The organism is Pseudoalteromonas luteoviolacea, from assembly GCF_000814765.1.
Taxonomy (GTDB): Bacteria; Pseudomonadota; Gammaproteobacteria; order Enterobacterales; family Alteromonadaceae; genus Pseudoalteromonas; species Pseudoalteromonas luteoviolacea_H.
Window position 1 is genome coordinate 56,438 of sequence record NZ_JWIC01000003.1, and the last position, 16,075, is coordinate 72,512.

General features: G+C 43.0%; 11 protein-coding genes. 5 read left to right on the top strand and 6 right to left on the bottom strand.

What is annotated here, in order from left to right:
* Positions 1-6: 6 nt before the first annotated feature.
* From JF50_RS01650 to JF50_RS01660, 3 genes are all read right to left on the bottom strand, one after another.
* Positions 7-1,293: a YeaH/YhbH family protein gene (locus JF50_RS01650; protein ID WP_039607783.1), complete on the bottom strand. Its 1,287-nt coding sequence runs from the start codon at positions 1,291-1,293 to the stop codon at positions 7-9.
* A gap of 22 nt (positions 1,294-1,315) precedes the next feature.
* On the bottom strand, positions 1,316-3,238 hold the full coding sequence (locus JF50_RS01655; protein ID WP_039607784.1) for a PrkA family serine protein kinase: 1,923 nt from the start codon (positions 3,236-3,238) through the stop codon (positions 1,316-1,318).
* Positions 3,239-3,430: 192 nt separating this feature from the next.
* Positions 3,431-4,012: a superoxide dismutase gene (locus JF50_RS01660; protein ID WP_039607785.1), complete on the bottom strand. Its 582-nt coding sequence runs from the start codon at positions 4,010-4,012 to the stop codon at positions 3,431-3,433.
* A 234-nt stretch (positions 4,013-4,246) separates the two neighbouring features.
* Here JF50_RS01660 and JF50_RS01665 point away from each other — a divergent pair, with 234 nt between their 5' ends.
* The 4 genes from JF50_RS01665 to JF50_RS01680 all read left to right on the top strand — a co-directional run bounded on the left by JF50_RS01665 (position 4,247) and on the right by JF50_RS01680 (position 11,715).
* Positions 4,247-4,585 carry a Grx4 family monothiol glutaredoxin gene (locus tag JF50_RS01665; RefSeq protein WP_023402222.1) on the top strand — a complete coding sequence of 113 codons (339 nt, stop codon included), beginning with the start codon at positions 4,247-4,249 and terminating at the stop codon, positions 4,583-4,585.
* A 445-nt stretch (positions 4,586-5,030) separates the two neighbouring features.
* Complete coding sequence (gene gltB / locus JF50_RS01670; RefSeq protein WP_039607786.1) at positions 5,031-9,488, top strand: glutamate synthase large subunit; 4,458 nt, start codon at positions 5,031-5,033, stop codon at positions 9,486-9,488.
* A gap of 10 nt (positions 9,489-9,498) precedes the next feature.
* On the top strand, positions 9,499-10,914 hold the full coding sequence (locus tag JF50_RS01675; protein ID WP_039607787.1) for an FAD-dependent oxidoreductase: 1,416 nt from the start codon (positions 9,499-9,501) through the stop codon (positions 10,912-10,914).
* Between the two features lie 195 nt (positions 10,915-11,109).
* The gene (locus tag JF50_RS01680; protein WP_235423386.1) at positions 11,110-11,715 is read left to right on the top strand and encodes a cytochrome b; all 606 of its coding nucleotides are present in this window, start codon (positions 11,110-11,112) and stop codon (positions 11,713-11,715) included.
* A 52-nt stretch (positions 11,716-11,767) separates the two neighbouring features.
* Here the strand turns inward: JF50_RS01680 and recN are convergent, their stop codons facing one another.
* From recN to nadK, 3 genes are all read right to left on the bottom strand, one after another.
* The gene (recN, locus tag JF50_RS01685) at positions 11,768-13,444 is read right to left on the bottom strand and encodes a DNA repair protein RecN (protein ID WP_039607789.1); all 1,677 of its coding nucleotides are present in this window, start codon (positions 13,442-13,444) and stop codon (positions 11,768-11,770) included.
* 61 nt (positions 13,445-13,505) lie between these two features.
* Positions 13,506-14,087 carry a hypothetical protein gene (locus JF50_RS01690; RefSeq protein WP_039607790.1) on the bottom strand — a complete coding sequence of 194 codons (582 nt, stop codon included), beginning with the start codon at positions 14,085-14,087 and terminating at the stop codon, positions 13,506-13,508.
* A gap of 62 nt (positions 14,088-14,149) precedes the next feature.
* A complete protein-coding gene (gene nadK / locus JF50_RS01695; protein WP_039607791.1) occupies positions 14,150-15,034 on the bottom strand; it encodes an NAD(+) kinase in 885 nt (294 codons plus the stop codon).
* Between the two features lie 93 nt (positions 15,035-15,127).
* Here nadK and JF50_RS01700 point away from each other — a divergent pair, with 93 nt between their 5' ends.
* The gene (locus tag JF50_RS01700) at positions 15,128-16,072 is read left to right on the top strand and encodes an HrcA family transcriptional regulator (protein WP_039607792.1); all 945 of its coding nucleotides are present in this window, start codon (positions 15,128-15,130) and stop codon (positions 16,070-16,072) included.
* Positions 16,073-16,075 lie beyond the last annotated feature (3 nt).

The following is a 16,075-nucleotide window of genomic DNA, read 5'->3' on the forward strand; positions in this document are numbered from 1 at the left end:
TCTTGTTTATGCTGCACCTTGCTGCTTTTGACGGTTCTTTTTAAATAACTCTCTGAAGATTGGATAAATGTCTTCCACAGATCGTATGTGCTGCATGGCAAAGTTGTTATAGGCTGCAGATAATCCTTGGTATTCTCTCCAAAGGCTTTGGTGTGCTCTTGTTGTGATCTCTATATAGGCGTAATACCTAACCACTTTAAGCAACTTATTTGCGAGAATATCAGTGCAATGGGGAGAGTCATCAGCCCAATTATCGCCATCTGACGCTTGCGCAGCATATATGTTCCAGTCCCCTTGCGAGTATCTCTCTGCCACGATTTCATCCATGAGTTTTAGTGCACTAGACACTATCGTGCCACCTGTTTCTTGTGAGTAAAAGAATTCTTGTTCATCGACTTCTTTTGCTTGTGTATGGTGTCTTATATACACCACCTCTATATCTTTGTACGTACGAGTTAAAAATTGATACAGCAAGATATAAAAGCGTTTAGCCATGTCTTTGGTTGCTTGATCCATGGACCCCGATACGTCCATCAAACAAAACATAACTGCTTTGCTTGTGGGGTGAGGCCTTTTTTCGTAATTTCTGAATCTGAGATCGTAATTATCAATAAAAGGTACAGATGCGATACGCCTTCTTAAAGCTTCAATTTCAGCTTCAAGTGTCTCTATCTGGTGCTGAGGTGGTACAGGCTCAGCTAGCAGTGCTTCAAGTTCTACCTCGAGTTCTTTTAAACGACTGCGTTTACCTGCAGTCATCGCAATTCTTCTCGCAATCGAACCTTTTAAAGAACGTACAATATCTAGATTACTTGGCATACCATCATTACAAAAGCCTGCTCTATGTGTTTTCATTTGTACCAATTTATCGAGCTGGCTTTTTTGTAAGTTTGGTAATTCCAAATCTTCAAACAACAAATCCAAATACTCATCTTTGGAGATGGAGAAGACAAAATCGTCTTGTCCCTCTCCTTGATCGCTGGCGTTACCTTCACCAGCCCCTCCTCCTTGACCGGAGGGAGGGCGCTGTATTTTGTCACCAGTACTGAATTGATCATTACCAGGGTGTATATGTTCTCGGTTACCCCCCTTGCCTTGATGAAATACAGGTTCGCTGATATCACGTTGTGGTATAGATATACTTTCACCACTACTAATATCCGTTACACTACGTTTATTAATAGCATCTGACACCGCTTCTTTTATCTGCTTTTTGTAACGTCTGATAAAGCGCTGCCTATTCGGCGTACTTTTATTTTTACCGTTCAATCTTCGATCGATGAAATGTGCCATTGACCACCCTCCAATCGTTAGATTACTGTGACTTCCGAACTCTCAAATACCATTCAGAAAGCAAACGGACCTGTTTCTGGGTGTATCCTTTTTCCATCATGCGGTTAACAAAGTCCTCATGCTTTTTCTGATCTTCAGCAGAAGTTTTAGCATTGAAAGAGATAACTGGGAGCAAGTCTTCGGTGTTAGAGAACATTTTCTTCTCTATCACTGTTCTGAGTTTCTCGTAACTTGTCCAAACTGGGTTTTCACCGTTGTGGTGTGCCCTAGCTCGTAAGACAAAGTTTACAATTTCGTTTCTGAAGTCTTTTGGATTTGAAATCCCAGCTGGTTTTTCGATTTTTTCAAGCTCTGCATTGAGTGCAGCTCTATCGAATAGCTGACCGGTATCCGGGTCGCGATACTCTTGGTCTTGGATCCAGAAGTCCGCATAGGTGACGTAACGGTCAAAAATGTTTTGCCCATATTCTGAGTAGGATTCTAGATAGGCTGTTTGTAGCTCTTTGCCAATAAACTCGACATATTGAGGGATCAGGTAACCCTTCAGATGGCTTAAATAACGCTCTTGTACTTCAGCACTAAATTGTTCCCGCTCAATTTGCTGTTCTAATACGTAAAACAGATGGACAGGGTTTGCCGCTACCTCAGCGTGATCAAAGTTGAACACTCGAGACAATATCTTAAATGCAAAGCGGGTAGATAAACCATTCATACCCTCATCAACACCCGCATAATCCCGATATTCTTGGTAAGACTTCGCTTTGGGGTCTGTGTCTTTTAAGCTTTCACCATCATAGACGCGCATTTTAGAGTAGATACTTGAGTTTTCAGGCTCTTTAATACGAGACAATGAGGAGAACTTGGCCAAAGTTTCTAATGTGCCTGGTGCACACTGAGCTTCTTTGAGCTCACTGTTCTCCAGCAGTTTTTTATAAATTTTTACTTCTTCAGACACCCGTAGACAGTAAGGTACTTTTACGATGAATACCCGATCTAGAAATGCTTCATTATTTTTATTATTTTTGAATGTTTGCCATTCGGACTCATTTGAGTGGGCAAGGATAATACCGTTAAATGGCAGGGCAGAAATCCCCTCTGTGCCATTGTAGTTGCCTTCTTGCGTCGCCGTCAGTAGTGGGTGTAACACTTTGATAGGCGCTTTGAACATCTCTACAAATTCCATCAAACCTTGGTTTGCGAGGCAAAGTGCACCAGAATATGCGTACGCATCTGGATCATTTTGAGCAAAATGCTCAAGCTTTCTGATATCGACTTTACCAACCAACGCTGAGATATCTTGATTATTCTCATCACCGGGCTCAGTTTTTGCTATCGCAACTTGGTCTAAAATAGAGGGGTAGCGTTTAACTACTTTAAACTTACTTATATCCCCATTGAATTCATGTAGGCGCTTTGTTGCCCAAGGAGACATCACTGTTTTTAGGTAGCGTTTTGAAATGCCGTACTCTTTCTCTAATAGCTCACCATCCTCTTGAGGATTAAATAGGCTAAGTGGGTGGTCATTTACTGGTGAGTCTTTGATTGCATAAATTGGAACTTGCTGCATCAGGTACTTCAGTTTTTCGGCAATAGAGGACTTACCACCACCAACTGGGCCCAAGAGATACAATACCTGTTTGCACTCTTCCAAGCCTTGAGCGGCGTGTTTTAGGTATGAAACAATTTGCTCGATGGCATCCTCCATGCCATAAAATTCGTTAAAAGCAGGATAACGTGCGATCACACGATTTGAAAAGAGTCGACTCAGTCTTGCGTCTGTTGATGTGTCGATCATTTCAGGCTCACCAATTGCCATGAGCAACCGTTCAGGCGCACTGGCGTAAGCAGCCTTATCCTCTTTACAGATTTCAAGAAATTCAGCAATTGTGAATTCTTCTTCTTTTGCTGCTTCGTATCGGGATTGGTAATGCTCAAATATTGTCATATCAAACTCCAATAACCTGTTAAATAAAATGCGTGGGCTAAAATGCTAGGCGTACTTAAAGCTTAGTCAGGTTCTTGGATATTTGCTTAAAAAATATGAGAATTTAATGTGATAGGGATATTTGGTGACGATCAAAAAAGGCGCTTATGCGCCTTGTTTATTGCTTAAATTGGTACAGTTATACCGTTGTAATTAAGCTAGATTTTGGTTAGCAAAATCCCAGTTTACAAGCGACCAGAAACCTTTTAGGTACTCTGGGCGAACATTGCGGTAATCGATATAGTAAGCGTGTTCCCACAGGTCAACTGTTAGAAGTGGTGTTACACCATCTTGTGTTAGCGGAGTTTCTGCGTTTGACGTGTTAACGATGTCCAGAGAACCGTCAGCTAGTTGCACTAACCAAGTCCAGCTTGAACCGAAGTTGTTCACTGCTTTGTCGTTGAAAGCGTCTTGGAATGCCGCAAATGAGCCCCATTTTGCGTCAATTAGTTCTGCTACTTTACCTTTAGCTTCGCCACCACCATTTGGAGCAAGGCTGTGCCAGTAGAAAGTGTGGTTCCAAATTTGAGCTGCATTGTTAAAGATGCCGCCTTCAGAGCTAACAATAACTTCTTCTAAAGTTTTGTTTGCAAAGTCAGTACCTTCTACTAGACCATTCAGCTTAACAACGTATGTGTTGTGGTGCTTACCATGGTGGAATTCTAAAGTTTCTTTAGAAATGTGTGGCTCTAATGCATCGATAGCATAAGGAAGTGACGGTAGTTCAAAAGCCATTTTAATCTCCATTTTTATGTTGGATACTCTAAACAGTTAAAAAGATGCCATTGCTAGGGCACTTTTAAGTACGTTTTAGTGCTATATAGTGATACTATAATTCCTGAGTATTTTACTCAAGTTTTGGTAAACAGCAATGCCCGCGACCAAGACTTGTAGTGTGAATGTTTTGTATGCGTTAAAATTGAGCAAAATTCAGTATGCAAACAGTTAATATCGTCATTTGAGGTATATATGGAAACCATTGATAAGATTAAACAGCAAATTGCAGAAAACCCAATTCTTCTATATATGAAGGGATCTCCAAAGTTACCTAACTGTGGTTTTTCTTCTCAAGCTTCACAGGCGTTGATGGCATGTGGAGAGCAGTTTGCTTACGTAGATATTCTTTTAAACCCAGATATCCGTGCAGAGTTGCCACATTATGCAAACTGGCCAACTTTCCCACAACTTTGGGTAGAAGGTGAATTAATTGGCGGTTGTGACATCATCATTGAAATGTTCCAAAAAGGCGAACTTCAGCCTCTGATCACTGAAACTGCTGCTAAATATAAAGAAGAAGCAGCTGAATAATCCCGCTCTAATCCCTTAGGAGCCCGAATTTATTTCGGGCTTTTTTGTATTTGTTACATTTTCACCCCTTCCCCTGAACGCTACAGCTTTGTGCTTGACGCGACTAAATCAACTATATACTGAGTAAATACCAAACATTGACTTAGTGAATATTTATTCATTTTAGCCATCCTTTACGTTTACGTAAACTGCTTCTTTTTTATGGTTTTAATCAAAAGTTTAACATTTGATACCGGTGTCAAATGTTTTTTAGGAACTGAATAAGTCCGTTTAGTGCGTTATATTAAATTTTGGTTACTTTATGGGGTCGTTGAAAAATATTCAATATAGTGAATATTTATTCTTTATATTGTTGACTCGCTTTCATTTCAGCGCTAATTTTGAATATCTGCCAGTAAATCGTCGAAGTCATTCAAGCTGGCAGGTGTAGCAAGGGGAGGGGTCTATGTTATACGACTCGGCATTAGAAAAAGATAATTGCGGGTTTGGTCTGATTGCACATACTCAAGGCCAAGCAAGCCATAAATTAATACGTACAGCGATCACGGGTCTTGATCGCATGCAGCACCGAGGCGGGATCGCCGCAGATGGTAAAACGGGTGATGGCTGCGGCTTGTTGCTGCAAAAGCCTGATAGCTTTTTTCGTGCGATTGCCGCAGAAAATGATTGGCGTTTAGGAAAAAACTATGCTGTTGGCATGGTGTTCTTAAATGCAGATGATACTTTGGCACAATCGGCTAAACGTATTATCAATGAAGAATTAGAAAAAGAAACGCTTAGTATTGTTGGCTGGAGAGTCGTGCCTACACAACCTGATATGTTAGGGCCGATCGCAAAGTCTCAGTTACCGCAGTTTGAACAAGTTTTTGTCAGTGCGCCAGAAGGATGGAGACCAAAAGACTTAGAACGTCGGTTATATGTCGCAAGACGCCGAATTGAAAAGCGTATTACGTCAGATGAGCAGTTTTATATTGCTAGCTTGTCTGGGCTTGTAACAGTTTATAAAGGCTTGATGATGCCTGCAGATTTACCAAACTTTTATTTAGATTTGGCGGATCTTCGCATGACCAGTGCAATTTGTGTCTTTCATCAGCGCTTTTCCACCAATACCCAGCCAAAGTGGCCTTTGGCACAACCATTTCGCTATCTGGCACACAATGGTGAAATCAACACCATCATGGGTAACAGACAATGGGCAAGAGCGCGCGCTTATAAATTTTCGTCTCCTCTATTACCTGATTTACAAATGGCAGCACCATTTGTCAATGAAGCTGGCTCTGATTCATCGAGTCTAGATAATATTTTGGAGTTATTTCTAGCTGGGGGGATGGATATCTTCCGTGCGATGCGCATGTTAGTGCCGCCCGCTTGGCAAAAAAATCGAGCCATGGATGATGATTTGCGTGCGTTTTATGATTTTAACTCAATGCACATGGAACCATGGGATGGTCCTGCGGGTATCGTGATGTCAGACGGTCGCTTTGCGGCATGTAACCTTGATAGGAATGGATTGCGGCCAGCTCGTTATGTGGTAACGCAAGATGGTTTTATCACAGTAGCGTCTGAGATAGGGATCTGGGATTATGAAGCAGATGAAGTGGTTGAGAAAGGCCGAGTGGGGCCTGGTGAGCTGTTAGTTGTTGATACGCTCCATGGCAAAATTTGGCAATCATCTGAGATTGATCAAGATCTGAAAGCAAGACACCCATATAGAGCTTGGTTAGAGCAAAACGTCCAGCGCTTAATACCATTTGAACAACTAGATGAGAAAGATGCTGGCCAACGAGATTTCTCAGAAGAAACATTATTGACTTATCAAAAGCAGTTCGGCTACAGCAATGAAGAAGTTGAGCAGGTGATTAGCGTAATGGGGGCCAATGGCCAAGAAGCAACAGGCTCAATGGGGGATGACACGCCATTTGCAGTATTGTCCCATGGAGCACGCTCTTTATATGACTACTTTAGACAGAAGTTTGCACAGGTAACGAATCCTCCCATTGATCCGTTGCGTGAAAACCATGTGATGTCACTCGCTACGTGTATAGGCCGCGAGCAAAATGTGTTTAACGAGACTACTGGGCATGCTAAACGCTTACAGTTTGATTCACCGATTTTAACGTATTCTGATATCAAGCAACTTACTGAGGCTGACGATGCACATTATCAAGTTGGTAAAGTAAACCTGAATTACGCGCCGGAGGAAGGTCTACAAAATGCCATTACTCGTGTTTGCGATGAAGCACAAGACAAAGCCGCAAGCGGATGTGTGATGATTGTGGTGAGCGACAGAGAGATTGCTAAAGGTCATTTACCCATTCCGGCTGCGATGGCAGTCGGTGCCATTCAACAACGCTTAATAAACGAAAATCTACGCTGCGACTCAAATATTATTGTGGAGACGGGCAGTGCGCGTGATCCGCATCAATTTGCCGTATTACTTGGATTCGGTGCGACTGCCATTTACCCTTATTTGGCCTACGAAACGCTTGTTTCATTGTGTGATAAAGGTGTGATTAAAAAATCATATCGTGATGTGACACTGGCGTATCGTAATGCAATTAATAAAGGCCTCTACAAAATCATGTCGAAAATGGGGATCAGTACCATTGCGTCTTATCGTTGCTCAATGTTATTTGAAGCGGTTGGCCTTGCCGATGAGGTTGTAGAACTGTGCTTTAAGGGCGTGGTGAGCCGTATAAAAGGTGCAGACTTTAGTGATTTTGAGGCCGAGAGCAAGCTATTAAATCAATTGGCGTTCAGTAAACGTAAGCTATTGAGCCATGGTGGATTACTTAAATTTGTGCACGGTGGTGAGTACCATGCGTACAACCCTGATGTGGTGCAATCATTACAAGTGGCTGTTAAATCTGGTAAATACGAAGATTATTTAAAGTATGCGGACATCGTAAACAATCGCCCCGTCACCAACTTAAGAGACTTACTTAAGTTAAAACCAGCACTTGCCCCTGTGTCAATTGACGATGTTGAACCTGCAGAGGCTTTGTATAAGCGCTTTGACTCCGCAGCGATGAGTATTGGTGCACTGTCTCCTGAAGCACATGAAGCTTTAGCCATTGCTATGAACCGTTTAGGCGGGTTTTCAAATTCTGGAGAAGGTGGCGAAGATAAACTTCGGTTTGGTAACGAGAAAAATTCCCGTATAAAGCAAGTTGCTTCTGGGAGATTTGGTGTTACGCCACACTATTTGCAAAATGCGGACGTGATCCAGATTAAAGTTGCGCAGGGTGCAAAGCCGGGTGAAGGTGGACAATTACCGGGTGAAAAAGTCACCCCTTACATTGCAAAGCTGAGGTATTCAGTACCGGGTGTTACCTTGATTTCACCGCCTCCTCATCATGACATTTACTCTATTGAAGATTTGGCACAGCTGATTTTTGATTTGAAGCAGGTTAACCCAAAAGCAATGATCTCAGTGAAGTTAGTATCAGAGCCGGGCGTTGGCACCATCGCAACAGGTGTAGCTAAAGCTTATGCGGATCTGATCACTATCGCAGGTTATGACGGTGGTACAGGTGCAAGCCCGCTTACATCGGTTAAATATGCGGGTTGTCCGTGGGAGTTAGGTCTAGCAGAGACACAGCAAGCGCTGGTTGAAAATGGACTACGACACAGGATCCGTTTGCAAACAGACGGGGGATTAAAAACAGGCTTAGACATCATCAAAGCAGCGATTTTAGGTGCGGAGAGTTTTGGTTTTGGTACCGGCCCTATGGTTGCGCTGGGTTGTAAGTACTTACGTATTTGCCATCTGAATAACTGCGCGACTGGTGTTGCGACTCAGGATGATACGTTACGTCAACGCCATTATCACGGTCTGCCAGAAATGGCGATGAATTATTTCAAGTTTATTGCGCAAGAAGCACGAGAGATCATGGCGGCTTTAGGTGTCACTAAACTCACGGAGTTAATTGGCCGTACAGATTTACTTGAAGTGCTTGAGGGTAAAACGACGAAGCAGCAAAAACTTGATTTGTCGCCAATTTTGGCAAAGCCAAATAACCCAAGCAATCAAACTTTATACTGTAGCGCTGAAAACACGTCGCACTATCGCGGAGAGTTAAACGAGTCCTTATTGAGTAAGGCCGAACAAGCCATTAATGAAAAAAGCGGTACTTCGTTGGTAAGTAGAATTAAAAATACTGACCGTTCAGTTGGAGCTATGTTATCAGGCTATATCGCTAGTTTATACGGTAACCAAGGGATGGCTGCGGACCCCGTCGCCATTGAGTTACACGGCACTGCTGGACAATCATTTGGTGTATGGAACGCCGGTGGTCTTGAGCTTACGCTGGTGGGTGACGCCAATGACTATGTTGGTAAAGGCATGGCTGGAGGTAAGTTAGTGATCAGGCCACCTCTGGGTTCTAGTTTCAAGTCTCACCAAGCAACGATTGCGGGTAACACTTGTTTGTATGGGGCAACAGGCGGGAAGCTATTTGCAGCAGGACGCGTGGGTGAGCGATTTGCTGTACGTAACTCAGGTGTACAGGCTGTGGTAGAAGGCTTAGGTGACAATGGCTGTGAGTATATGACCGGCGGTGTTGTATGTGTGCTGGGCCAAATCGGCGTCAATTTTGGCGCAGGAATGACAGGTGGCTTTGCCTATGTTTTAGATGAAGACAATGACATGGGCAAACGCTTTAATCCTGAGCTTGTCGAAGTACTAACTTTGGATAATCTGCCTTCTCATCAAGAACACTTAAGAGGCATGATAGCTGAGCATCTGGAGTGCACTGGATCAGATAGAGCTGAGCAAGTACTTGCTAACTTTGAGTTGTATGTACCTATGTTTAAGCTAGTCAAGCCTAAGTCAAGTGATGTAAAGAGTTTACTTGGACATCGAGCGCGAAGTAGTGCGGAACTTAGAGTACAGGCGCAGTAAAGGAGGAGTTATGAGCGAAAATGTTTACCAATTTATCGATGTTCAGCGTGTTGATCCTAGAAAAAAACCTATCTCAACGCGCAAGAGCTCTTTTGTAGAAATCTATGAGCCTTTCTCAGGTCAACAAGTTGACTCCCAAGCCGATCGTTGCCTAGATTGCGGAAATCCATATTGTGAGTGGAAGTGCCCGGTGCACAACTACATACCACAATGGCTAAAGTTGATCCGTACAGGGCGTATTTTCGAAGCTGCTGAGTTATCACACCGCACAAATAGTTTACCTGAAGTATGTGGTCGCGTATGTCCACAAGATAGGTTATGCGAAGGTGCTTGTACGCTTAATGACGAGTTTGGCGCTGTAACGATAGGTAATATAGAAAAATACATCACTGATACGGCGTTTGCACAAGGCTGGAAACCTGATCTTTCTTATGTCACTTGGACTGATAAAAAAGTGGCTATTATTGGCGCTGGACCTGCTGGGCTTGGTTGTGCTGATATTTTAGTCAGAAATGGTGTTAAAGCAGTTGTGTTCGATAGAAACCCAGAGATTGGCGGTTTACTCACTTTTGGCATTCCATCATTCAAGCTTGAAAAAACGGTCATGGAAAAGCGCCGTGAGATTTTTACTGAGATGGGTGTTGAGTTTAAGTTGAATACGGAAGTTGGCACAGATGTGACGATGGACGAATTAATAGCCGAGTATGATGCCGTATTTGTTGGGGTGGGTACTTATCAGTATATGCGCGGCGGTCTGGAGAATGAGGATGCTAAACAGGTCCATGACGCGTTGCCTTTTTTAATTGGTAACACGAACCGTGTTATGGGATATGATGAGTCACAACAAGCCTATATTAGCATGGCTGATAAGCGTGTAGTTGTGCTTGGTGGCGGAGATACCGCAATGGATTGTGTACGCACTTCAGTACGACAAAAAGCCAAGTCAGTAGTATGTGCATACCGACGTGACGAAGAGAATATGCCGGGTTCTAAACGAGAGGTGAAAAACGCAAAAGAAGAAGGCGTGCACTTTGAGTTTAATGTTCAGCCAAAGGGCATTGTGCTAAATGAACAAGGGAATGTGACAGGCGTTAGAATGGTAAAAACAGAGCTTGGTGAAGCAGACAGTAATGGCCGTCGCAGAGCACAAGAAGTGGCGGGCTCTGAACACATTATAGATGCTGATGCTGTCATCCTTGCGTTTGGTTTCAAACCACACAACCTAGATTGGCTTGCTCAGTATGATGTCGAAATTAACCACTGGGGTGGTATTGTGGCTCCTGAGCAAGGTGCGTATACGCACCAGACTAGTAATCCAAAAATCTTTGCTGGTGGCGATGCGGTTAGAGGCTCAGATTTGGTCGTAACAGCAATCTTCGAGGGAAGAAATGCTGCGGAAGGTATTTTGGATTTCCTTGAGGTATAACCCACAGTAAAAAGATAACCTAGTACTTTGCTTAAAGCCCTTTCATTATGACGGGGCTTTTTTGTTTTAGAATCGCTAAAATCTGACCATCGGAAAAACGTTCTGTTTTTTTGGATACCTTGTCCATAATTAACCGCAATACAGAAGTTGTTTTTAGTATTACCATAAGCCTTAAAGTTAAACTTAAGTAGCAAAATGAGTGAGGTATCTATGGCGTTTAAAAATAGCGATACAGACTACGGCAGTATTGCCAAGTGGATCCATTGGTTCATGGCTATGTTATTTTTAGCAGCCTATGTCAGTGTATATTATCGCCAGTGGTTTACAGAGGCCAAAACACCTGAAAACTGGACGGCATTGCAATTACACTTATCTTTTGGTGTATCCATAATGGTCATTGTGGTATTAAGATTATTGTGGCGAGTCATGAATAAACCCCCTTCGCCGGAGCCGGGTACTAACATGGAGCATTTAGCTGCGCATGTAGGTCATTACGCCCTCTATGCAATTATGATTATTGCACCGATCACTGGGTACATTGGAACGGGGGTGAATACTGAGTTTTTCTTTTTATTCGAGATACCAAAGTTTTCAGACACAGCGCTGTTTCAATACTTTGTAGTGGAAAGTTGGGGATTGACTTTCAAAGAGTTTGAAAAGCCGATTGATTTTATTCATAAAGAAATTTTAGGCGCGTGGCTTATATGGATATTGATTGTCGGGCATGCTGGTGCTGCATTGTTCCACCATTTTGTGAAAAAAGATCGTACTCTTAAAAAAATGACTTCAAATGCGCCCTAGGTAATTCATGAGAGGTATCAATCTTGATACCTCTTTGCGTATCAATAATGGCTTAACAGCCCTGCACACTGAGTAGCTCTTTGGCACTGGCTCGTGTGGTGTTGCTTACACTGTCACCTCCCAATAAGCGTGCAATTTCATTGATCCGATCTTGTTCATCTAGTGGCACCATTGAAGTATATGTCTGTGCATTTTCAACGGCTTTTTGCACAAAAAACTGCTGATGGCCACTACAGGCAACTTGCGGCAAGTGTGTTACACAAATGACTTGTGTCGATTTACCTAATAAACGCAATTGCTTTCCTACCTGAGACGCTGTAGGGCCAGAAATACCCACATCTACCTCATCGAAAATCAAAGTCGGTGTGGTGACTTTATTTGCGATAATAACCTGTATTGCTAAACTAATCCGTGACAATTCACCACCAGAGGCAACTTTAGCGAGTGCTTGCATCGGCTGACCCGGGTTGGTAGAGACCAAAAACTCGATGTTATCTAGGCCTAACTCATTTGGTCGCCTATCGTTATCTTTATTCAGCTCAATGGCGAAACGACCGTTTTCCATCGATAGTTCATGCATACTATCAGTGATCAATGTATTGAGCGTGCCTGCAGCTGCAGCTCGACTTTCACTGAGTTGATTGGCAGAGATGTGATAAGCATGCAGTGCTTCGGCAATTTCATGCTCTAAGTCGTCAATACGCGCATTATCCGAGCAAATACTGTCTAGTTCGTGCTGCAGTGCTAGGTGATGCGCTGCGAGTTGTTCAGGGGGGGTCTGGTGCTTTCTAGAAAGTGCCATAGCCTGTGTCATGCGCTCTTCGATTTCCTGTAGCCTGATTGGATCTTGCTCTACGCTCTCACCATAACTTCGAATTTCACGGCAGGCTTCTTCAAGTTGTACAGCAGCTTCGCTGAGCATCTGACTGATCCCTTCAAGAGATTTATCTAGGGAGCTTAATTCGCTGAAAGTTTGTACGCTATGTTGTAGTTGACCCAGAACAGTTTGATCTTCTTGTTCATAGAGGCTCATTAATTCTCGTTGAGAGCTTTCAACTAAGGTTTGTGCATGGCTTAACCTATTATGCTCAGCCTCTATTTGCTCAAATTCACCTTCTTGCAGGGCAAATTCGTCTAGCTCTTCAACTTGGTATTCTAGTAGTTGCTTTTTAGCTGCTTGAGCATGTTGCTGCTTAAGCAGGTTAGCATGTTCTTTTTGTAGCTTATAATAATGGTGGTATTGCGCTTTAACAGCACTCAGCATGTTGTGATGACCTGCGTAAGCATCCAACAAGCCGAGTTGATGCTCAGGTTTCAAAAGTAATTGATGGGCATGTTGGCCATGGATTGCAATGAGCATCTGACCAAGCTCTTTAAGTTGCGCAGCAGTGACTGATGAGCCGTTTATAAAGCTTTTGCTACGGCCATTTCGGGTGATCACGCGGCGTAAAATACAGTTTTGTTCATCGTCATCGAGCAGTAATTCTGAGAGAAACTTTTGTGCTTGCGGTAAGTTGCGAATGTCAAATTGCGCGGAGATCTCGGCTTTACTGCTTTCAGGGCGGATAGCGTTAGCATCTGCACGCTCTCCAAGGCACAGAGATAGGGCGTCGATTGCGATTGATTTACCAGCGCCTGTCTCACCGGTAATGGCGGTCATGCCAGATCGCCAGTCGATGTTAAGTTCACTGACTATGGCAAAGTTTTTAATTTGCAAACTAGTAAGCATGCTGTATATCCAAACAGTATTTTACTGTTAATTTATACAGCATTCTTTCAAAAAGCAACTTTTAATTGATGATGTCAGCAGCCTGTCTTGAATGAGGAGCGGCTTGATCATTACCATCATGAGACGCTTCTTCAGAATCAGAGCTTATCTCAGGCTCTGGCTCAATTTGCTCAAATGAGTCTGGCGTTTGTATGCGAGAAATGAGCGCTGGCAATATCTCTGTGTAAAAGTTTTTATTATAAGCGATACCCGCAGAAGGTAGTTCTGCGGCAAATAAAAAGAGTTGCTCTGTTAATAAGTCCACCGTGTCATTGCTACGACACTTGTTCAGCTCAGAGCCCACTTGACTGAGTAAATGTTCACTGACTCTTTCGAGGCGAGCCAAGTTTTCCTCATTATGGGCTTGCACGACAAAAAAGTTACCGACGATTGCATTGAACTTAGGCGCATGCTTTGGCCTAATGAGTTTGCAATCAACATACTCAGCTATTTTTCTTTTATAAAGTGATGTGATGTCTTTTACACGCTCGTTAAAAATTTTTTTCTCAGCATCACGGGCTTTTTGTCGATTGTTTTCAATGACCATGTAAACGCCAAGGATAGTGATGAGCAGCACTATCGATACAAACACTATGTAAGTCATGTTGTCTTACTTTTCCCTAAATTAGAAAATAAATCTGTCCTATTCTGCTTAACAAATTCACTTTAGTAAAGCCTACTGCCCCAATTAAGTTTCTCTCTAAGAACATGGTAGTAGGAATAACTGGTTGGGTGGATCAAACGGAGCTTTTGAGCTGCTTTTTTTATGAGCACTTCGTCCCCCGGCAATAAAGCGAGCACAACATGACTATCGCAGCTTACTTGTAAGCTTGCGGTATTTTCAGGGCTGAGTTTTAGCTTTATTTCTTTGTTAGCATCCACAACTAAAGGTCGACTAGAAAGGGTATGAGGAAACATCGGCACAAGTGCTACTGCATTGAGTTCTGGTGTTAGAATTGGCCCGCCACCTGAAAGAGAGTATGCGGTGGAGCCGGTTGGTGTTGTCACGATTAACCCATCGGAGCGCTGAGAAAAAACAAACTGATCATCAATGAACGCCTCAAACTCAATCATATGCGCCACTTTATCTGCATGAAGCACGGCTTCGTTAACTGCTAAGTTGGCGCTTTTAAGCTGAGCATGACGATAAACTTCTACTTCCAATAAAAAGCGGTGCTCTTCAACAAACTTGCCACTGAGGACTTGTTCTAAGGCAGGTTCAAAATCATGGGGGTTCAAATCGGTCAAAAAGCCAAGGTTCCCGCGGTTTACACCGATAACAGCGACATCAAAACGGGCGAGTACACGTGCTGCACCCAACATATTACCGTCACCGCCAACCACAATAGCAAGGTCACATTTTTCTCCCAGCTGTACGAGATCGAGCAAATGCGCTTCTTGAAGTGCTTCTAATTGTTTGCCAGCACGGCGCTCGACAAAAACATCATAACCCAGTGCTTGCAAAAATGTATAAAGGCGATGTAAGGTCTGAGCCGCGCCGTCATGATTCGGTTTGCCAATAAGGCCGATGGTGTTAAATGGAGTGCTCATTTTTTATGCAAATCCTTGGTGTATCATCTTCCCCAAGATTATCTTAAAATTGAAGTGCTTGAAACTTTGAAATTCACCCCAACATAAAGATTTATGAAATTAAGTGCTCGTGATAAACAAGTTTTCTCGGCTGTAATGACACTTTACTGTAACGGTGAAGGGATGCCAGTTGCCTCTAGTAAGATAGCAAAAATGAAAGGCATGGCGATATGTTCGGCCACTGTGCGCAATGCGATGGCACGGTTAGAAAACCATGGATTACTCTTTTCCCCTCATACATCAGCTGGGCGTGTGCCGTCTGATGTTGGGATTAAATATTGGCTTCAAGAATATTTTGAATTAGATAATATCGCGACTTACTGGCAGCCTGCACAAGAGCAATTGGTGACGTTAGCGCATTCGTTGAGCCAACACTATCAGGTTTGTTGTGTGGTTGGCTTGCCACAAGTGAGTAGTCAAAAGGTCTTTCGTGTTGAGGTGTTAGACTTTGACCGAAAGCACTGGCTAGTTTTATTGATTGATAAAGCTGGGCAATCCCAAAATATTTGTATTAATAAGCCGGCCGTAAACTCCGATGAAATGCGCTACCAGTTTGCATTGTGGATGAATACAGTATTTAGCCAGCAAACCTTGAAAGAAGGCTTGCATCGTATGCGTGCGATGGCGAATACAGCGATGCCTGATTGCCGAGAGTTACTAACTCAATGGACGCGAGAGTTGAGTTTACAACTAGGTACTGATAATAGCATCGTGGTTGGGGAGCGGCATATTTACAATCGCTTAGAGCAGGGCTCTGATGTCAGCTTGGGCGTGCCATTTTTACATCAAGTTGAAGATAAATTAGCGTTTCGTAATGGCATTTCTGTGTTGTTAGGAAGCGAAATTGATACTGACAACTTATCAAGGTATGTTGTGCTAAGTGTGCCTTATTTTATGGATCAAGAATATCAAAGCCGTTTTTGTGTTGTGTGCCCTGCTGAGGCGCCAATTGAAGCAATAATTGATGAATTTAGCCGGATAGAGCAAAAAGACTCTTGAAAC